Here is an 18,881-nt window from a genome sequence, read left to right on the forward strand (position 1 = left end):
TTATCAGACTCTGCCCCTATTTTGAAGGAAGATAGCTTGAGCCAGCAAATGCCCCAGATAGCAGAACAAACAGCCGAAGCCTTAGTGCAAGCCCAGTTAGTCGCCTATAACCAACGCGACCTTGCAAGCTTTGTGGCGCTCTTTAGCGACGATGTTTGTATCTACCGCCCACCCGCCACAGAGCCCGTGATCCGAGGCAAGGCTGCCTTTAGTGATTTCTATCAGAATGAACGCTTTAACTTGCCGCATCTGCACGCCGAGATCCTAAATCGTATGGTGGTCGGCAATAAGGTGGTCGATCACGAACGGATCTGCGGCATCCGCGAGGAGCCTTTTGAAGTCATGGTGGTCTTTGAAGTCGCTAATGGCCTTATCCAAGCAATGTGGAGCTTTGCCGCTAACTAGGGCGAGCTCTAACTGGTCATATCAAGCTGAATGGCCTAGCAGAAAGCATCATCGGAAAAGGCGCTCGCCAAAGCGGTGAAAAATGTTACGCCTATCCCATATTTCATTTCGGCGCCGCCTTTTGGTGTGATATCAACGGATTCTGTGAAGCACACGACTGTCCCTCAACCACAAAATGCCTTAGGGTTATTAAAAGGGCGATGCACTCAACGCCCTCTTCACTTTGCCCAACAATAGGAATTGCTGATGTCTGATAACCAACAAGCCTTTTACGAACGTGCCACCGAGATGATTAAGCTCGCGAACCAGCAAAACCAAAACACCGAGATCCAAACCGGTGAGGTCAGCGCTTCCTTTATGTGGGCCGTCGCCCGCTACAACGCTTGGTTTGGCTCCACCAGCTTTGAATCCAAAGAACAAATGCAGGCCAAAAAACAGGAAATGATGGATTACTATATCGAGCGCTACAAAGAGATGATTGACGCCAATCTCGAAGACTATATCGAAAACTTCGACCACTACCGCGCCACACAAAAGTAATCAGTGATAATACGCCCCATGCGAAAAGTGATTGGGGCGTGTTAATTATGACTTTCTAATGACCACTGCTAGCCTTTAGCCATACAAAAGCCAAGTAAAGCACTAGGGCAATATATCCAAGGGAAATCATCAGATTCACTCTCCAGAGATTTAACCAGAAATGGCCAGTGAAATAAGTGCGTCTTCTAACGTCGTGGAAAAACAATACCGTTGAAGAAGGCACCAGCATCAATGCCGAGCAGCCCAGCATAGGTAATACCATAAATAGGAATCCTAAACCGCTCGCGCCAGCGGAGGCTTCCGAGATTTCACTATCTACAGGCGCGAACATAACAATCGCTAGAATAATTCCAGCAACCGTCAGCATAAATCCAAAAAGCTGTAGCGTTCTCATCTTCATCCTTAAATATAAAACCTGCACATACTCACCCAAGTGAGCGAGCAGCTAAATCTAGCGGTTTTTGGTATTAGCTTCTACCCCATCGCTAAAGTTCCACTTCGTTCAAGATTCGTCTTCACAGACTAATTTGAGATATGCCATTTTCGCAAACTAAGCTCGTAGTTTGCTCGGCTCCATCGCTTTGATTCTTATCGACTCAAGACTGTGCCAACGTTTACGGAAAATAAGCTTAAGTAGGAATCGATAATGTGCGGAAGTAAAACAGAAACCGTGATTAACCAAGAGGATTGTTGGCTGGTTTTCGCAGGGCAACTCAGCAAATTAAGGCTGATAAGCCCAAGAGGGGCAAATAGGATTATTTGCCCCTCTAGTCTGACACTGTGGCGAACAGCTTCTTACTTATGCGCAGCAAGAACAAAGATGATACATCGCCGTTATTGAGTGCATGCGTTTGTCGTTTGGCAGTCGACAGCAGCCTGACGCTTCAGTTGCTGAGCATATTGCTCCGCCGCCGCTTTTGCCTTTCGAGCCTCTACCTTATGTTGCACATTCTCCACCAAGACCTTATCAAAGGTCTCCATTCCAAAATGGTCGGAAACATCCTGATAAATAAACCAAGATGCAAAGGCGACAATGCCATAGGTCATTAGACGTAACATGGTTTTTAAACCTCAACAATTGTATCAACAACTGCAATATAACTGAGGTTTTTCATAAAGAAAACTGTCAATTTAATGGCTTGAAATTGTCAAATTACCACCATTATTCAATAGGATACAAAAACACAAAAACCTTTAATTACATCAATTTAGCTATTTGAGTCCAAAGTCAGCTTCTAACCGTCAAAATTGGCGATTAACCATTAAAAATGAGCGATTATTTGACATAGATTTTTAAGTGACAATAAATCATGTACTGCTTAACTAATGTCAGAAAGTCGACGATAAATTCATCAACTGTGATTTTTGACACAGCAAGCCAAGCCTAAGCTAGAGTGCTGTATTAAGTTGTTGGAGAAACCCTTTCTCGCCATAGCTGGATTGCACGACGAGTTAAGGGTTCAAACTCTCTGGATTGATCTCTGCCTCGATAAATTGAGCGGCTGTTTTCAGCAATCGGCACCGAATAATGAATGTCATAGACGAGTTGCGTTAAGTATTCTCGCCCCATCTCACGATAGCGCGCAGATTCCTGTTATTTTAATGGGATCAAGTAGTGATAACCAAATGCACTCATACTGCAGTTGGCATCCAGATAAAGTTCGCCCTCATGTTCAAACAAAAACCAGGCTCGATTCTCAGTATCCATCACTCTCATCTCAACTCCTTCGGTCTTAGAGACTCACATCACTGTAAACTCACACCTGGCCGTTAAAACGCTTGGAAGAAGACCCCAAAGGCGCTGAAAATCGCCACAAACCAAGACAGTGAACGTAATGTGCCTTTATTCAGTAGATACAAGATCTGATACGCCACCCGCGCGACAATATGCACAACCGCCAACCACTCAGCAGTCGCAGTGACTTTGCCCGTGGCGATAACTGTCACTACGGCCAAACCAAAAATCAGTAAGGATTCGAAGGCGTTTTGATGCCCAGCCAGTGCCCGCGCACCAAATCCGGTTAATTGCGCCTGTTGAGTTCGCGGATGATGATTATCATAACCGCCGGCTTTGGCCATTGCCCATGCGACTGGGCCTTTGGCCAAATACGGCAATAACATAGCGATAAATAAGCAAATCAGTAACGTGTTCATCTTTAAGGGATCCTATTGTTTTTGTTGTGTATGCAGGCCTGCACCTATTTCACCAGATACATGCCTTCGCTGGCGGGACGACTGAATTTAAAACCAAATTTTTCATAGAGTTCAGGTACATCGGCCATTAAGGTGATATAAGCCCCCGTAAAAGCCTCACGGTCTAGGTAGGCCATAATATGCTGCATAATCAATCGGCCAAGCCCCTTGCCTTGATGCTCAGGATCCACAGCCACATCGACGATCTCAAAGTTAATCGCCCCATCCCCCACAACCCGCCCCATACCCACGGTTTGGGTTCCACAGTTAATTTGCACGCCGTATAAGCTATTTGGCAGCGCCTTAACGACGCCCGCCAAGGGTCGAGGACTTAGGCCCGAAATCTGCCGTAAACGGATAAAATCGTCAACCGACGCCACTTGCTCTATCACTTGATACATAGTTCATTACTCAACAGTCTGATGACTCAAGGATTTCAATATTAAGGCCCTCTTCTTCCGTGGGCGCTTGAAAGAAACTGCTCACATGCCAGTACACGGCTTCGGTATCGAACTGGGCGCGTTCTGGCTCTGCTTGGCGGCGCAGGGCAAGGCGACTCAGACATAACTCATCGCTGTGTTTTAGGTAAATCAGTCGATGGGCCGCCCCCGTATCGAGACTCAAGCCCAGCAACCAACGCCTTTGATTCAGAGTATTGGCAGGAAAATCCATGACCACAGTTAATCCGGCCAGCAGCAGTGCCTCAATATGGCGCTTCAGTAGCGGTTTTAGGCGAGCGGCGTAATGAATATAGGCATCAAAGTCTTTAATTTCATTAGGATATAAAGTCGATAGCCATTCATCTTCACTGATGAGCACGCAGCGTTCACCCTTGGCCAGTTCACGAGCCAAGGTCGATTTACCCGCGCCCATCTTGCCGCACAGCAGCACGAGTGTGCCCTTATCACTGATTTCTGAATTGGCGCCTGAACTGATATCTACACTGACATTGATTGATGTCGACATCTTTATCCCCCTTACGCGCATTCCCTGCTGCAATAGACTATTAACGCGCTTTAATTACGCACTTTAGTTACACGCTTTAGCTAACGCGCTTTATCCAAGGCATCACATACGGCTTTTACTCCGAGTAACGCTCTGGGTGTCGCGCGGTGTAATAAATCGGCATTTAATTGATAAATATGCTGGTTTTTAACCGCGGGGATTTCGGCCCATTGGCTCCAATCTATCCCTTTGACATTGCCTTCCTCTTCGCTCTGTAAAATCACCTCGGGCAAGGTCAGCAACACGTTCTCTAAACTCACCTGCGGGTAATCACTCGCCGCATCGTAGAAAACATTTTTGCCATGGCAAACACCGATGATTTGCTGGATCCAACTATTTTTCGCGACCGTCATTAAAGGCGTCGACCACAGCTGATAAAACACCTTTGGCTCGGATTTAGCCGCATTCTCGCTACGTAATCGCAGCAGCTCACTGCGATAATCCGCCGCCACTCGACTCGCCTGCTCTGTGTGCCCTGTCAGCTCACCTAACTCCTCAATTTCTTTGGCGACATCCTCAAGCGTCTTTGGGGAGCTGCTATAGAGTTTAAAACCTAAGTTTTTGAGTTGATTTATATCCTCGGCTTTATTGCCCGTGTCCCACACCACAATCAGATCAGGATTAAGCTCTAATACCCGCTCAATCTGGATCCCATAGTAACCACCGATACTGGGGATTTTTTTCGCCGCTTCGGGATAATCCGCATAATCTGTCGCGGCCACAATCGACTCCCCCGCGCCGATGGCGTAGAGCATTTCAACCGCATGGGGCGAAAGCGCAATAATACGTTTTGCAGGCTCGGCCATCGCCACTATGGGTAACAGCGCCAAGCTCAGGCCGAGGGCAATAAAGCGTCGCATTAACATGATGTTCCTTATGATTTAATCGATGAATTCTTCTGGCCAGCCGTACTGCTCAAGGTAGGTCTGCAGGTTTTTAGGCCGATATTTAGGGTCTTGATCCCAGCGGGTTTTTACCGAGCGATGCAGCAACACGGGCGCGACGTTAGGGTCAATTGGGCGCAAATAGGATTGCTTAATTCGGTAAAAACTGCGGCGCGAGTCGTGTAAGGTTGCCAAAGGATTAGGGTGTAAACTCGCCGCTAGGTGCGGCTCTAAGCTCAAATTAAACCGCTCAGCCTCGGCCATCATCCACGCGAGCGCATTATCCGACAGTAGCGAGCCATCCTTATCCGGCTGATAGCTGCCACCAATATTGCTATGGGCACCGGCAAACCAGACCTGCTGCATATCCATATTGTCGCGCAATTGCCAAATCGTGGGTTCAAAGTCGCTGCGGTGTTCGTCTATTGCTAAAGCATGGCGGGCAACCCGCACATTACGGCCAATCTTAGTGTCGTAAAACTCGTCTTTATCTTCGAATAAGCCGAGGAACGAAATCGGGATCCCCATGGCGCCCACCGTATCCCACACGCCGACAAACTTAATCTCCCGCGATTCGTGGCTATGCTTTTGTCTAAATTCAACGGATTTATCGCCGCTTGGGGCAAAGGGTGCGCTGCTTTTTTTATAGTGGTCAAAGGCTTGTTGAATCAGCCTCGCATCGGGGCGCTTGAGGATACCGCAATTATTGATCAGGCCACACAAACAGCGCACTGTGTAAGCGCCTCGGCTAAAGCCAAACAGATAGATCTCATCACCGGGGGAGTAGTTCTGCACTATGTAGCGGTAACCATCCATGATGTTTTTATGCAGCCCACGCCCCGTCGCGCCGCCGATGGCTTGATCGTAGTAAGAACCAACGCCCCAGTCGTAAAACACCTGCTGAGGTTTACCATCGGCCGCCATCGGGCTGATAGCCCGCGCTAGACGCAGCACATTGGTGGGAAAATCCACCTTAAGGTCTTTCTCTGGCCGATTCCAAGTACCGTCGGCACAAATCACAATACGTTTATTCATCGCATCATCCTTGAGTTACCCATGCTACTCACGCTATCAATAAAAACGCTAACGATAGAGACGCTAACGGATTTTACCGAGGAACAACAGCCCTAATTGGGTTTAAAGGGCGGCTCGCGGTGTCACCCATCCGCCTTAGCCGCTCGGCTTAATAGTCGAATCCCGGCAGTGCTTTAATGCCCGCTTCGAAGGCATGTTTAATGGGTTGCACTTCGCTGACCGTATCCGCCAGTTCGATAATCGCGCGGTGGCAAGCACGGCCAGTGATAATCACATGCTGCATCGGCGGACGGTTTTTCAGCGCCGTGAGCACCCGCTCCACATCGAGGTAATGGTAACTCACCATATAGGTCAGTTCATCGAGCATCAGGCAATCAATACTCTCGTCTTGGAGTAAGGCTTCGGCGGCTTCCCACGCCACGAGGGCGGCGGCTGTGTCCTTTTCTCTGTCTTGGGTTTCCCAGGTAAAGCCGGTGCCCATCACATGAAAGGTCACGCCTGCACCTTCAAGCAAATTACGCTCACCACACTCCCATGTGCCCTTGATAAATTGCACTACCGCCGCTTTTTTGCCATGGCCGACCGCGCGGGCAACCGTGCCAAAACCTGAGGTCGACTTGCCTTTGCCATTACCTGTGAGCACTAACAGAATGCCTTTTTCTTCTTGGGCGGCGGCAATTTTAGCGTCCACACCCGCCTTCACTTTCTGCTGACGCGCCTTATGGCGTTCAGCCTTGATTTGCGCTTGCTCGTTGTCGAGCTGTTTTTCGTTTTCTGTTGTCATGATCTTTTGTTCTTCCTACTGCTAACACTTATGCATTTATAATGGATGAGAGTTTTTGCATATCGAGGTGCTCGGCTAATACATCGGCCAAACGGTCCAGCTGTTGTTCGCGAATTTCATTGATATCAATCGCTTGAGCATTTTCCAACCCCGCCCAGTTAAGGACTAGCTGACAGGCCTCTGGACTGTCGAATAACCCATGTAAATAGCTGCCGAGCACTTGCCCGTCGTCACTTAAACTGCCATCGGCAAAAGACTTTTCTGCCAGTTGGTCGCAAGCACTCTCACTTTTCAAGCGTAATGGCGCACTCTTGGCGGCATCACTGGACGTGAGATATAGGGACTCACCGCAGTGGATCTCATAGCCCTTCACCTCTACTTGTTGCCCTTGCAGCGCTAAATGGCCTGTGACCCTACGTAGCTGTTTTTCAGCCTTAAATTCGGTGGTAATGGGTAAATATCCCAGCCCTTGGCTCACGCCGAGCGTGTCTTCAATCCCCATGGGATCGGCAATGCTTTCACCCAACATTTGATAGCCGCCGCAAATCCCCAGCAGCTTACCGCCGTAGCGCAAATGCTTGGCAATTTGTTTATCCCAGCCCTGCTCACGCAGAAAAGCCAAGTCCGCTCGGACATTCTTGCTGCCGGGTAAAATCAGTAGATCGGCGGCAATCTCCTGCGTCTGTGCAGAGGTCTGAGTCTGGAGCGAGACATAATCAAAATCGATATCGGGGTGCAGTCTAAGCGGGTCAAAATCCGTATGATTACTGGTGCGGGGATACACTAATACCCGCACCTTAAAACGGCTCTTTGCCTGCTTAGTGGGCGACTCGATAAGTGCATCCTCGGCGTCTAAATGCAAATCATGCAAATAGGGCAACACGCCCAACACAGGCTTTTGCGTATGGGCCTCGAGCCAATCGAGACCAGACTGCAACAGCCTGATATCGCCACGAAAACGATTGATCACAAAGCCTTTTACCCTAGCTTGCTCGGAGGGCGACAATAACGCTAAGGTGCCCACCAAATGGGCAAATACCCCGCCTTTATCGATGTCGGCAATGATGATCACCGGGCAGTCGACCGCCTCGGCAAAGCCCATATTGGCGATATCGCCTTCACGCAGATTAATTTCCGCCGGGCTTCCCGCCCCTTCAACCACAATCGTTTGATATTGCAGACTTAAACGGGCAAAGGATTCCAGTACGGCATTTAGCGCCATGGCTTTATAATCCTTAGATTTTTCTCCGAAAAAGGCCGAGGCCTCTAAGGTGGTCAAGGCTTTGCCGTGCACTATGATCTGCGCGCCCGTGTCCGAACTTGGCTTAAGCAGGATGGGATTAAAATCCGTGTGCGGCGCGAGAAAACAGGCTGCAGCTTGCAGCGCCTGAGCGCGGCCAATCTCGCCTCCATCAATGGTGACTGCGCTGTTGAGCGCCATATTCTGTGGTTTAAAAGGCGCGACCTTAACCCCCTCACGGGCGAGCAGACGACAAATCCCCGCCACCAACGTACTTTTGCCCGCATCCGAGGTTGTCCCCTGCACCATAAGCACTTTTACGCCTGAGTGCTGAGCTTCACTTTGGCTTACAACACCTTGAAACTGGTTTTGCGACAAGGCCGAAGTAGGATTAGAGGCGTTATTTGAATTCATGGGCAAGAACATCACTCAACAGAGGAAAATAAACTAAAGGGGAATCGGTTCGCTCCCTTCCTAAGAATGCGTCGACAATACTTTGTCTTAACTCGATTTAAGCACCAGTGGTAGACCCGCCACCACTAAGGTCACATTATCCGCCACCTCGGCAACGGCCTGATTTAACCAACCAGCCTCATCGACAAACTGACGACTCAATTCGCCCAAGGGCACAATGCCAGAGCCGACCTCATTGCTGATTAAAATCACTACGCCCTCAAGGGTACTTAAGGTCTGGATAAAATCGGCGCGCTGCTGTCGCCAGTGTTCTAAAGGTTCATGGCGAGAGCGGGCAAAATCCAAGGCAAAGTCCGATTCCGTTGAAGCGGGCTCTGCCTCGGGGCTTTGTGCAAGTAATTGATTGGTGAGCCAAAGCGTTAAACAATCCACCAGAATCACTCGGCCAGGTTTGGCTAAGTGTTTGAGCTTAGCGGTTAATGCCAAGGGTTCTTCGACGAGTTGCCAGTCGATATCATCCTTGGCACGTCCATCCTGATGTAAACGAATGCGACGGCTCATTTCGGCATCGAGCGCCTGTGCGGTCGCCAGATAGCAGGCATCGAATCCGAGGGCGGTATACTGGCGCACTAAGGCTTCGCCGTAGCGACTCTTACCGCTACGTGCGCCGCCTAGCACTAAATGGATCACAGTATGCTACCCACAACGAGCAGCACGAAGTAACAGACGATTTCGCAGATCTGCTGCGCCGCGCCTAAGGTATCGCCCGTGTAGCCGCCGATTTGGCGTCTAAAAATCACCACAATCAAACGGCGTAGACCTATCATCACCAATAACAGTGACAGCGCGGCAATGCCCTTGAGCACTAGCAGCACTAACACGCCGCTGGCAATCAAAATAAACAGTTCATTAATGCCTTGATGCTGCGCTAACGGCTTGGATTTACTGGACTCATCGTCGCGCACATATTTCTCAGTAAAGATAAGGCTAGCAGCAACTACGCGGCTCACAGTATGGGCGACTATCATCGCCGAGCCTGCAACTACAGGATCATACAGCGCGAGTTCCACTAACAATTGCCACTTGAGCATCAGGACGAGCATCAAAGCCAAGGCGCCGTAGCTCCCTAGGCGAGAGTCTTTCATGATCCGCAGCTTGTCTTCCGCCGTCCAACCACCACCGAAACCATCGAAGGTATCGGCTAAACCGTCCTCGTGAAAACCGCCCGTTAACAGCACGCCCGTGACCATAGACAGCAGCACAGACACGCCGGCGGGCAACCAGTTTTGGGTGAGCCAAAATACGATGGCACTGAGTAGCCCCACCAGCAGGCCCACTAAGCCAAAGTAACGGCTGGCTTTATTGAGTTTGTCGGCATCGACCTCAACCCATTTGGGCATAGGAATGCGAGTAAAATAGCCCATGGCCACTAAAAACAAATCTATCTCTTTGTGCCAGCTTTCGCGTTCTGACATAAAGCATCCTTAGTGAATTAACACTTGCTGCAAGGTTTAAGATTAAAAGGTCAGCTAAAAGTTATTATTTTAAATAAGCCACTTAGCAGCGCACATCATACAACAGCCTCAATCCCCGCATCACTAAAACTCGCCATTTGATTGTAAAAATTTACAGCGGCTTGAATTAACGGCAATGCCAAGGCAGCGCCCGTGCCTTCGCCTAATCTCAGCCCTAAAGATAACAAGGGCTTAGCCTTTAAATGTTCCAACATACGCTGATGACCTTGCTCCTCGGAGCGGTGGGCAAAAATCAAATAATCCCGCACATTCGCGTTGATATTCACGGCAACCAAAGCCGCTGCGGTCGCAATAAAACCATCCACCACGACCAGCATCTTGCGCTCGGCTGCGGCGAGCATGGCTCCCGTCATTTGCACAATTTCAAAGCCACCCAAACAGGCCAGCACTTGCCGAGGCCCAGTCATCGCACTCTGGTGTAACAGCAGCGCGAGTTCGATAAGCATCTGTTTACGCTCTAAGGTTTCGCTATTGATGCCCGTACCACGGCCAACACAGTCGGCCACATCGAGTTGCATAATGACCGCCATAATTGCCGCCGCAGACGAAGTATTGCCTATGCCCATCTCACCAAAGGCGACCAAATTACAGCCCGCCTGATGGTGACGCTCGATTAACGCCTGCGCCATGGCAAAGCCCTTATCCACGCAGGCTAACGTCATGGCTGGCTCTAGGTGAATCGCTGCCGTTCCCGCACCAAGGCGTTGGTCGATAATGCCTTCGGCATCTTCAACTGGGGTTAAAATACCGCAATCAATCACTTCGAGATTGAAGCCTAACTGACGACAAAACACATTGATGGCCGCGCCGCCATGGGCAAAGTTTTGCACCATCTGCCGCGTGACTTCACTCGGGGCAATCGACACGCCTTCGGCAGCAATCCCATGATCTCCAGCAAACACCAACATGGTCGGATTAACTATCTGTAATTGCTGCGGTCCTTGAATGCGGGCAATTTGCAGCGCCAAGGACTCTAACTGCCCCAGAGCGCCGGGCGGCTTAGTCTTAAGATCGATCTTTTGCTGGATGAGTTGATTCTGCGCTTTACTCACAGGCTCGATTTGAAATAACGGGACAGATTGAGGCATTCACACTCCAGTGGCAATGTCGAATCCAATGATAGATCCGCTGTTAATAACTCATTTGCGAGTAGGTTCGCTAACACATTCTAGAACAACAACTACGAAGCATCCTGCTGCAATTTGCCATACGCACTTAGTACTAAATTTCGGCAATCCATAAGACCCATGCTAATTCGATAGCTTGCGCCGACGCAAAATCAGCAAAAAGAAGAAGCTACCGATCGCGGCGGTGATAATCCCTACGGGTAATTCCTGATTGCCAAGCAAACATCGGGCGAGTACATCAATCCACACCATAAACAGGCCGCCCACCAGCGCCGTCAGTAAGATGGGCTGACGACCGGGGAATAACAAACGAACTGTGTGCGGGATCATCAAGCCGACAAAGCCAATGCCGCCACAGGTCGCCACTAAAATCGCGGTGATAAGCGAGCAGAGCAGCAACATATTGAGGCGCAGCTTAGGCACATTCACCCCTAAGGTGTGGGCCGTTTCATCCCCCGCCTGCAAGGCCATAATTTGGCGTTTCCAACCGAGGATAATAAAAAAGCTCAGTAGCACCACTAAAGACGGCAGCGCCAACAGCGACCAACTGGCCTTAGCAAAACTGCCAAGGCTCCAAAACAATACCGATGCGGTAGCCTGCGGGCTGGCAAAGTACAGTAATAAACTGGTTAAGGCGCTAAACATAAAGGAGGTCGCCACCCCAGAGAGCAACATGCGCTCCACCTGACTCTTAAGGCCTAACCCAGCTAACGCCAGCACGATTAACACCGACAGACTGGCACCAATAAAGGCACCGAAGGGTAAGCTAAACCATAACAAGCCAGCAAAAGTCCCTGAACCGCTAAAAATCCCCGAATTGGCTATCGTGCCCGCATTGCCAAACAGGCCAGAACCTGTGAATAGCGTCAGCATGACCACGGCACCAAAGGAGGCGCCGGAGCTAATGCCGAACAGATAAGGATCGGCAAGGGGGTTGCGAGTCACGGTTTGCAGCACGCTGCCCGCCAAGGACAGCCCCGCCCCCGCCACAAAGGCGAGTATAATCCGTGGCAGTCGCAGCTCCATCACAATCCGCTCTGTCATGCTGCTGGTACTCACGGCCTCATCGGCCATAAACAAGTGACTGAGTTTATTGATAAACACCTGCAGCACATCTAAGAAGCTAATGTTTGCCGCACCAAAACTTGCGGCGGCGATGGGGGTGAGCAGGGCAAACCCCGTTAAGCCTAAGATGAGCCATTGCTGGCGCGTGAGCGGCGTAAAAATGTGGCTAAAAAAATTCATGGTCACCAGTTTAAGTGTGTCTATCATGGCGTGTTCTCGACGCTCTCATTTTGCAATGCAGCTCTTTGTAAGACCTCGTTTGGCGCGCCAGAGTTATGGCAGGCGCAGGCCACAGAAGGTAATTCTTGAGCCGAAGCTGAGTGGAAGTCACTCGCCGCGTCCACAGCATCGCTCTTAGGCTTTTGATAACCATAAAAGTAATTAATCAAGGGGTTACCATGCTGTGGATGGGGCGTCACTTGGGCGCATACCCCAAACACTTCGGCGATACGTTCCTCGGTTAGAACCTGAGCTGGCGTGCCCATGGCACTCACCTGCCCCTTATCGAGCAGCAATAAGTGGTCGCAGAGGGCGCTGGCTAAATTCAGGTCGTGAATCGAGGCGATTACGCTGATCCCAAGGCTTCGCACTAGCTCTAAGATTTGAATTTGATAGCGGATATCGAGGTGGTTTGTCGGCTCATCTAAAATCAACAATTGCGGCTGCTGCACTATGGCACGGGCGATCAGGGCGCGTTGCTTCTCACCGCCGGATAAACGATCGTATTGTTGATGCACTTTATGACTGAGGCCTACCTTTTCCAGCGCCTTAACAATTTTTTCACCGTCGCCGCTGGAGTTGGTATCAAACATCCCCTTGTGCGGCGTGAGTCCCATGGCAACCAATTGCTCTGTGGTCATATCGAAATATTGCGGCGTATCCTGCTGCACCACAGCCACTTTACAGGCAAACGCCTTGGGCGACAGCTCGCTAATATCCTGCGAAAACAAACTGATATGACCTTTAGCAGGGCGAATAAAGCGGTATAAACAGCGCAGCAAACTGGATTTACCCGCGCCGTTGGGGCCTATCAGCCCGAGCATTTCCCCCTGCGGCAAGGCAAAGCTTATCTCCGAGAGGATGGTTTTTCCCTCAATCGCCCAGCTCAGTTGGCTGACCTTAAGTGCTATCTTGGCGGAAGTCGCAGCGGGCGCTAAGGGCGCAAGGCTCGATGTGGAGTGCATCACTAACGATTGCTCCCACATGGATATTGATTGGTGTTATCTGTGCCTGCCGCCGCTTGGGCTAACAGGGCGAAACTCATTAATGTCATCTTCTGCTCCCTCGAGTTACCCGCTCGAGAACTAAGGCTGCACGCAGCGAAAACAGAAATAGGCAGGTATCCTGACTCGTAGATAAGAAGCAAAGCGCTTCGACTACTCACAGTTGCGGGTACAGTTCGGGCTACTGACGGGCAGCTCCCCGATTCCCTATTATGTTTGGGTTATCCGGCGCGCTTAAACGCTGTTGCCCTTAAGCAATAGCACTAAATCGCACAAAATTCCCAACACCTATTTCTGCGACCTTTGAGCTTAACGTACTGGGTGTGTTATCTGGCTCAAATGTCAGGGAAAAGCATTATCCTATATCTTGCCCATTAGGCAATGCTGTTTAAATCAGAAAATTTTCATCATGTCGATGACTGATGCTTACAAGCTACTCACAGTGGCCCGATGGCCAGTCTAAGCGCCAGTATCTTTTGCCTTGCTCATCCTCGAGCACATTAATGGTCACCACCGCCGCCACGGGTAAGGCGAGCTGACTGTAAAAACCTAGGGTTTTCACCGCCCCCAGCGCTTTTGACATCAAGTGGCGAATAACCCCGCCGTGGGTCACCACCCAGATATTGGCCGCAGGAGCATTAGCATTAAACTCCCCATGGGCCTGTTCATCATCCATCGCCAGCAGGGCAAACTCTTTATCGAAGATTTGTGCTATCGCACCATCGATACGGGCTTCAAAGTTTGCCATGGCTTCGCCATTGGGCGGCGTCACCTCCCAGGGATTCAGCCAATAGGCCGCCATCCGCTCGCCATCGTGTTGATATAAGTCATCAAGCAGGCAGCCATCCCAATCGCCAAAGGCTATTTCCTGTAACTCCTCCAGCAGGTTGACCTTGAGCATCGACGGTGCGGGTGCATCTAAACTTATGCCTACAGACGCACTCGAATGCAGCTCGGCCGCAAAGGCCTTGGCAAACTCGGCGCAGCGCCTCGAGGTCGAGCTATAAATGCCGTGGCACACAGTCGCCTGCGCCTCCACCGCCGCCGACATCTGCCGCCAGCCCTTGTCGCTCAGTGGCACGTCGACTCGGCCCCGCAAAATTGCCCCGCCCTCGCATTCTCCATGGCGTAACAGTAATAACCTGAGCTGCTTCATCTAATCTTTCCTTTTAGCGTTTTTATCAGCCTTATCTCGCCTATGCTATACCAACTTTAGCCTTGCCCTGACAATCCGATGTCGCGTATTATGGACGTCTATACGTATAAATGTCCAAAACATAACGAACGACATTCAATAATAAAATGCAATTTGTCACCCGATTGCGTACTTTGGACTCAACTTAGCTGTAGTAAAGGTAATCATTTATGGCGATATCTCTCCATCGAGCCAGCCAAGCACTGGCAGACATTCGCAACCAGTTGTCAAAGCGCATTCTGATTTTAGACGGCGCCATGGGCACTATGATCCAAGGCTACAAGCTTGAGGAAGAGGATTACCGTGGCGAGCGCTTCAAGGATTGGCATACCGACGTTAAGGGCAATAACGATCTTTTAGTGCTCACGCAGCCACACATCATCAAACAAATTCACATCGACTACCTTAAAGCCGGTGCGGATATTATTGAAACCAACACCTTCAACGCCACCACTATCGCCATGGCCGACTACGATATGCAGTCGCTGTCCGCCGAAATTAACCGCGAAGGTGCGCGCCTCGCCCGTGAGGCCTGTGATGAAATAGAGCAGGCCACGGGTAAGCCACGTTATGTCGCCGGTGTGTTAGGGCCCACTAACCGTACCTGCTCTATCAGCCCGGATGTAAACGACCCAGGCTTTCGCAATATCCACTTCGATGAGTTAGTGACCGCTTACTGCGAATCGACCCGCGCCTTAATTGAGGGCGGCGCCGATATCATTATGGTCGAGACTATTTTCGATACTTTGAACGCCAAGGCCGCCTTATTTGCCATCGAAACCGTATTCGATGAACTCTTTGGGCCAAATTCGCCAGCGCGTTTGCCTGTGATGATCTCAGGCACTATTACCGATGCCTCGGGCCGAACCCTGACCGGACAAACCACCGAAGCTTTTTATAACTCCCTTCGCCATATCAAGCCCTTATCCATCGGCCTTAACTGCGCCCTCGGCCCTAAGGAGCTGCGCCCCTACGTTGAAGAACTGTCACGCATCGCCGAGTGTTACGTCTCGGCGCACCCTAACGCGGGTCTGCCGAACGAGTTTGGCGGTTACGATGAAACCCCAGAGGATATGGCGAGCGTTATCCAAGAATGGGCCCGCGAAGGCATGCTCAACATTATCGGCGGCTGCTGTGGTAGCACGCCCGAGCATATTAAGGTCATTCGCGAAGCCGTAGAGCCATTTGCACCACGGGTATTACCCGAGATCCCCGTAGCCTGCCGTCTCTCTGGTTTGGAACCACTCACTATCGACGCCCAAACCCTGTTTGTGAACGTGGGTGAACGTACCAACGTCACTGGCTCGGCCAAGTTTTTAAAGCTGATCAAAGAAGGTAAGTTCGAGCAGGCGCTCGATGTCGCCCGTGAACAGGTAGAAAGCGGCGCGCAGATCATCGACATCAATATGGACGAAGGCATGCTCGATGGCGTGGAGGTGATGCATAAGTTCTTAAACCTTATCGCCTCTGAGCCGGATATCAGCCGTGTGCCGATTATGATCGACTCCTCTAAGTGGGAGGTGATTGAAGCGGGCCTCAAATGTATTCAAGGCAAGGGAATCGTCAACTCTATCTCCTTGAAGGAAGGCGAAGAGAAGTTTATCGAGCAGGCAACCCTAGTGAAACGCTACGGCGCTGCGGCCATTATTATGGCATTCGACGAGCAAGGTCAGGCCGACACTAAGGCGCGTAAAGTCGAGATCTGTACCCGCGCCTATCGCGTGCTGGTCGATAAGGTCGGCTTTCCGCCCGAAGACATTATCTTCGACCCGAATATCTTTGCCATTGCCACGGGTATCGATGAGCACGATAACTATGCCGTCGATTTTATTGAAGCCATTAAAGAGATTAAGGCCACCCTGCCCCACGCGATGATTTCCGGCGGGGTGTCAAACGTGTCGTTCTCCTTCCGCGGTAACAATCCAGTGCGTGAGGCGATCCACGCGGTGTTCCTGTACCACGCGATTAAAGTCGGCATGGACATGGGTATCGTTAACGCGGGCCAATTAGCGATTTACGACGATATCGACCCCGAGCTTAAGGATAAGGTCGAGAACGTCGTGCTCAACCTGCCTTGCCCAGTTGAAGACTCAAATAATACCGAGCAATTGCTTGAGATTGCTGAAAAATTCCGGGGCGATGGCTCAAGTAGCGCGAAAAAAGAAGATTTAGAATGGCGCTCATGGCCAGTTAATCAACGTCTCGCCCATGCGCTGGTTAAAGGCATCACCGAATTTATCGACGAAGATACCGAAGCGGCGCGCCAACTTGCCTCCCGTCCGCTGGATGTGATCGAAGGCCCGCTGATGGACGGTATGAATATCGTCGGCGACCTGTTTGGCTCGGGCAAAATGTTCCTGCCACAGGTGGTAAAATCGGCGCGGGTGATGAAAAAGGCCGTGGCCTACCTCAACCCCTTTATCGAGCAAGAGAAGGTCGAAGGCCAATCTAACGGCAGAATTTTGATGGTCACGGTTAAGGGTGATGTGCACGATATCGGCAAGAACATTGTCGGCGTGGTGCTCGCCTGTAACGGTTTTGAGGTGTTCGATTTAGGCGTGATGGTGTCGGTGGAACGCATTCTCGAGGCCGTGAAAGAACACAATATCGATATTATCGGTATGTCTGGGCTTATCACCCCAAGCCTCGATGAGATGGTGCACAATGTGAAAACCTTCCACCGTGAAGGCCTTACCATTCCGGCGATTATCGGCGGCGCTACCTGCTCGAAAATCCATACCGCAGTGAAGATTGCCCCCCATTATCCCCATGGCGCGATTTACATTGCCGACGCCTCGCGCGCCGTGCCTATGGTCAGCAAGCTAGTGAGCAATGAAACTCGCCAAGCGACTATCGATGAGATCTACGCCGAATACGAAGAGATGCGCATTAAGCGTTTATCGCAAACCAAGCGTAAGGAAATCGTCTCGCTGGAGGCCGCCCGCGAAAACCGCTGCCAGCACGACTGGGCAAACTACACCCCGTTCAAACCCAATGTGCTGGGTCGCCAAGTGTTTGAAGACTATCCATTAACCGATTTAGTCGACCGTATCGACTGGACGCCCTTCTTCCGCGCCTGGGAGCTGCACGGCCATTACCCCGAGATCTTAACCGACAAAGTAGTGGGCGTTGAGGCGCAAAAGCTGTTTGCCGATGGTCAGGCGATGCTTAAAAAAATCATCGATGAAAAATGGCTCACCGCCAAGGGCGTAATTGGGCTATTCCCCGCCAATACCGTCGGCTTCGATGATATTGAGCTCTATACCGACGAGACTCGCACCGAAGTCGAAATGACCACCCATCACCTGCGGATGCAGCTTGAGCGTGTAGGTAACGATAACTTCTGTCTGGCCGACTTTGTGGCGCCAAAAGACAGCGGCGTTGCCGACTATATGGGCGGCTTTGCGGTGACCGCTGGCCATGGTATCGACGAGCATATCGCCCGCTTCGAGGCCAATCACGATGACTACAACGCCATTATGCTCAAGTGTTTAGCCGACCGTTTAGCCGAAGCCTTTGCAGAGCGGATGCACGAGCGCGTGCGTAAGGAATTCTGGGGTTATGCCGCAGATGAAGCCTTAGATAACGAAGCCTTAATCCGTGAGAAATACAAAGGGATCCGCCCCGCACCGGGTTACCCAGCGTGCCCGGATCACACCGAAAAAGGCCTGTTGTGGGAACTGTTAAAGCCGAATGAAACCATCGACTTAAACATTACTGAAAGCTACGCCATGTTCCCCACCGCCGCAGTGTCCGGCTGGTACTTCGCCCATCCAAAATCCCGCTACTTTGGCGTGACCAATATTGGCCGCGATCAGGTGGAGGATTACGCTAAGCGTAAGGGAATGACAGTGAGTGAAACGGAGAAGTGGCTAGCGCCAGTGTTGGATTATGATCCTGAGTAATCAGGATCGGACTTACGCTAACGCGGTTTGAAAAGCTGATTCAAACTTCGTTTGAAATTTTAAATCAAAATCAAAGTCGTGGGGCTTCACCCCACACCCGATGTTGCTGGTTCGTGTCGCATTGCGAACTAGCAACCATATCGCTGTAAAGTAATGATGCAACTCATTGCCTGCCGCAGGCTTTCGCACTGTTACCCCAGTGACACGCCGTACTTATGCTTTAAAAAAGTATCCTTGTAGGCTCTACTAAAACATCCATGTTTTAGAAGGTCACTGGTGCAACAATGCCTTATCTGGTGCACCCATCAGTTTCAGCATATCTTTTGTAGAC

General features: G+C 50.6%; 18 protein-coding genes and 1 riboswitch. Of the genes, 3 read left to right on the forward strand and 15 right to left on the reverse strand.

The window, feature by feature from the left end:
* The first annotated feature begins 48 nt into the window (after positions 1–48).
* Both N7386_RS16960 and N7386_RS16965 read left to right on the forward strand, forming a co-directional pair.
* Positions 49–405, forward strand: a complete 357-nt coding sequence (locus N7386_RS16960) for a nuclear transport factor 2 family protein (RefSeq protein ID WP_279771050.1) — start codon at positions 49–51, stop codon at positions 403–405.
* Between the two features lie 246 nt (positions 406–651).
* Positions 652–945: a DUF3144 domain-containing protein gene (locus N7386_RS16965; RefSeq protein WP_011621652.1), complete on the forward strand. Its 294-nt coding sequence runs from the start codon at positions 652–654 to the stop codon at positions 943–945.
* 55 nt (positions 946–1,000) lie between these two features.
* Here N7386_RS16965 and N7386_RS16970 read toward each other — a convergent pair whose 3' ends face one another.
* The 15 genes from N7386_RS16970 to N7386_RS17040 form a co-directional block, all read right to left on the reverse strand.
* A complete protein-coding gene (locus N7386_RS16970) occupies positions 1,001–1,339 on the reverse strand; it encodes a carbon starvation protein CstA (RefSeq protein WP_279769875.1) in 339 nt (112 codons plus the stop codon).
* A gap of 440 nt (positions 1,340–1,779) precedes the next feature.
* A complete protein-coding gene (locus N7386_RS16975; RefSeq protein WP_279769877.1) occupies positions 1,780–2,004 on the reverse strand; it encodes a hypothetical protein in 225 nt (74 codons plus the stop codon).
* Between the two features lie 711 nt (positions 2,005–2,715).
* Positions 2,716–3,099, reverse strand: a complete 384-nt coding sequence (locus tag N7386_RS16980) for an MAPEG family protein (protein ID WP_011718077.1) — start codon at positions 3,097–3,099, stop codon at positions 2,716–2,718.
* A 44-nt stretch (positions 3,100–3,143) separates the two neighbouring features.
* Complete coding sequence (locus N7386_RS16985; RefSeq protein ID WP_279769880.1) at positions 3,144–3,539, reverse strand: GNAT family N-acetyltransferase; 396 nt, start codon at positions 3,537–3,539, stop codon at positions 3,144–3,146.
* 10 nt (positions 3,540–3,549) lie between these two features.
* Entirely contained in the window at positions 3,550–4,104 is a 555-nt protein-coding gene (locus N7386_RS16990) for an ATP-binding protein (protein WP_279769882.1), read from the reverse strand.
* A gap of 80 nt (positions 4,105–4,184) precedes the next feature.
* Positions 4,185–5,009, reverse strand: a complete 825-nt coding sequence (locus N7386_RS16995; protein ID WP_249556110.1) for a cobalamin-binding protein — start codon at positions 5,007–5,009, stop codon at positions 4,185–4,187.
* 15 nt (positions 5,010–5,024) lie between these two features.
* A complete protein-coding gene (locus N7386_RS17000; RefSeq protein WP_279769885.1) occupies positions 5,025–6,062 on the reverse strand; it encodes a DUF2235 domain-containing protein in 1,038 nt (345 codons plus the stop codon).
* Between the two features lie 148 nt (positions 6,063–6,210).
* Positions 6,211–6,846 (reverse strand): cob(I)yrinic acid a,c-diamide adenosyltransferase, encoded by a 636-nt coding sequence (gene cobO, locus N7386_RS17005; protein WP_279769887.1) that lies wholly within the window; start codon positions 6,844–6,846, stop codon positions 6,211–6,213.
* A 28-nt stretch (positions 6,847–6,874) separates the two neighbouring features.
* A complete protein-coding gene (locus N7386_RS17010) occupies positions 6,875–8,500 on the reverse strand; it encodes a cobyric acid synthase (protein WP_279769889.1) in 1,626 nt (541 codons plus the stop codon).
* An 87-nt stretch (positions 8,501–8,587) separates the two neighbouring features.
* On the reverse strand, positions 8,588–9,190 hold the full coding sequence (gene cobU / locus N7386_RS17015) for a bifunctional adenosylcobinamide kinase/adenosylcobinamide-phosphate guanylyltransferase (RefSeq protein ID WP_279769891.1): 603 nt from the start codon (positions 9,188–9,190) through the stop codon (positions 8,588–8,590).
* Positions 9,187–9,975 carry an adenosylcobinamide-GDP ribazoletransferase gene (locus N7386_RS17020; RefSeq protein WP_011621638.1) on the reverse strand — a complete coding sequence of 263 codons (789 nt, stop codon included), beginning with the start codon at positions 9,973–9,975 and terminating at the stop codon, positions 9,187–9,189. Before N7386_RS17020 ends, cobU begins: the two co-directional genes overlap by 4 nt.
* A gap of 95 nt (positions 9,976–10,070) precedes the next feature.
* Positions 10,071–11,123: a nicotinate-nucleotide--dimethylbenzimidazole phosphoribosyltransferase gene (gene cobT / locus N7386_RS17025; protein ID WP_279769893.1), complete on the reverse strand. Its 1,053-nt coding sequence runs from the start codon at positions 11,121–11,123 to the stop codon at positions 10,071–10,073.
* A 162-nt stretch (positions 11,124–11,285) separates the two neighbouring features.
* A complete protein-coding gene (locus N7386_RS17030) occupies positions 11,286–12,434 on the reverse strand; it encodes an iron ABC transporter permease (RefSeq protein WP_279769895.1) in 1,149 nt (382 codons plus the stop codon).
* Entirely contained in the window at positions 12,431–13,411 is a 981-nt protein-coding gene (locus N7386_RS17035; protein ID WP_279771052.1) for an ABC transporter ATP-binding protein, read from the reverse strand. Before N7386_RS17035 ends, N7386_RS17030 begins: the two co-directional genes overlap by 4 nt.
* Before the next feature lie 132 nt (positions 13,412–13,543).
* A riboswitch (cobalamin riboswitch) is annotated at positions 13,544–13,703 on the reverse strand.
* A gap of 180 nt (positions 13,704–13,883) precedes the next feature.
* Positions 13,884–14,606 (reverse strand): histidine phosphatase family protein, encoded by a 723-nt coding sequence (locus N7386_RS17040; protein WP_279769897.1) that lies wholly within the window; start codon positions 14,604–14,606, stop codon positions 13,884–13,886.
* 209 nt (positions 14,607–14,815) lie between these two features.
* Here N7386_RS17040 and metH point away from each other — a divergent pair, with 209 nt between their 5' ends.
* Complete coding sequence (metH, locus tag N7386_RS17045) at positions 14,816–18,550, forward strand: methionine synthase (RefSeq protein WP_279769899.1); 3,735 nt, start codon at positions 14,816–14,818, stop codon at positions 18,548–18,550.
* Positions 18,551–18,881: the final 331 nt, after the last annotated feature.

Origin of the sequence: Shewanella sp. GD04112 (genome assembly GCF_029835735.1) — a bacterium.
In the GTDB taxonomy this organism is placed as follows: domain Bacteria; phylum Pseudomonadota; class Gammaproteobacteria; order Enterobacterales; family Shewanellaceae; genus Shewanella.

Coding starts and splice junctions, on each gene's coding strand:
- N7386_RS16960 (WP_279771050.1), top strand. CDS start 49: ATGCCCCAGATAGCAGAACAAACAGCCGAAGCCTTAGTGCAAGCCCAG.
- N7386_RS16965 (WP_011621652.1), top strand. CDS start 652: ATGTCTGATAACCAACAAGCCTTTTACGAACGTGCCACCGAGATGATT.
- N7386_RS16970 (WP_279769875.1), bottom strand. CDS start 1,339: ATGAGAACGCTACAGCTTTTTGGATTTATGCTGACGGTTGCTGGAATT.
- N7386_RS16975 (WP_279769877.1), bottom strand. CDS start 2,004: ATGTTACGTCTAATGACCTATGGCATTGTCGCCTTTGCATCTTGGTTT.
- N7386_RS16980 (WP_011718077.1), bottom strand. CDS start 3,099: ATGAACACGTTACTGATTTGCTTATTTATCGCTATGTTATTGCCGTAT.
- N7386_RS16985 (WP_279769880.1), bottom strand. CDS start 3,539: ATGTATCAAGTGATAGAGCAAGTGGCGTCGGTTGACGATTTTATCCGT.
- N7386_RS16990 (WP_279769882.1), bottom strand. CDS start 4,104: ATGTCGACATCAATCAATGTCAGTGTAGATATCAGTTCAGGCGCCAAT.
- N7386_RS16995 (WP_249556110.1), bottom strand. CDS start 5,009: ATGTTAATGCGACGCTTTATTGCCCTCGGCCTGAGCTTGGCGCTGTTA.
- N7386_RS17000 (WP_279769885.1), bottom strand. CDS start 6,062: ATGAATAAACGTATTGTGATTTGTGCCGACGGTACTTGGAATCGGCCA.
- cobO (WP_279769887.1), bottom strand. CDS start 6,846: ATGACAACAGAAAACGAAAAACAGCTCGACAACGAGCAAGCGCAAATC.
- N7386_RS17010 (WP_279769889.1), bottom strand. CDS start 8,500: ATGAATTCAAATAACGCCTCTAATCCTACTTCGGCCTTGTCGCAAAAC.
- N7386_RS17020 (WP_011621638.1), bottom strand. CDS start 9,975: ATGTCAGAACGCGAAAGCTGGCACAAAGAGATAGATTTGTTTTTAGTG.
- cobT (WP_279769893.1), bottom strand. CDS start 11,123: ATGCCTCAATCTGTCCCGTTATTTCAAATCGAGCCTGTGAGTAAAGCG.
- N7386_RS17030 (WP_279769895.1), bottom strand. CDS start 12,434: ATGATAGACACACTTAAACTGGTGACCATGAATTTTTTTAGCCACATT.
- N7386_RS17035 (WP_279771052.1), bottom strand. CDS start 13,411: ATGCACTCCACATCGAGCCTTGCGCCCTTAGCGCCCGCTGCGACTTCC.
- N7386_RS17040 (WP_279769897.1), bottom strand. CDS start 14,606: ATGAAGCAGCTCAGGTTATTACTGTTACGCCATGGAGAATGCGAGGGC.
- metH (WP_279769899.1), top strand. CDS start 14,816: ATGGCGATATCTCTCCATCGAGCCAGCCAAGCACTGGCAGACATTCGC.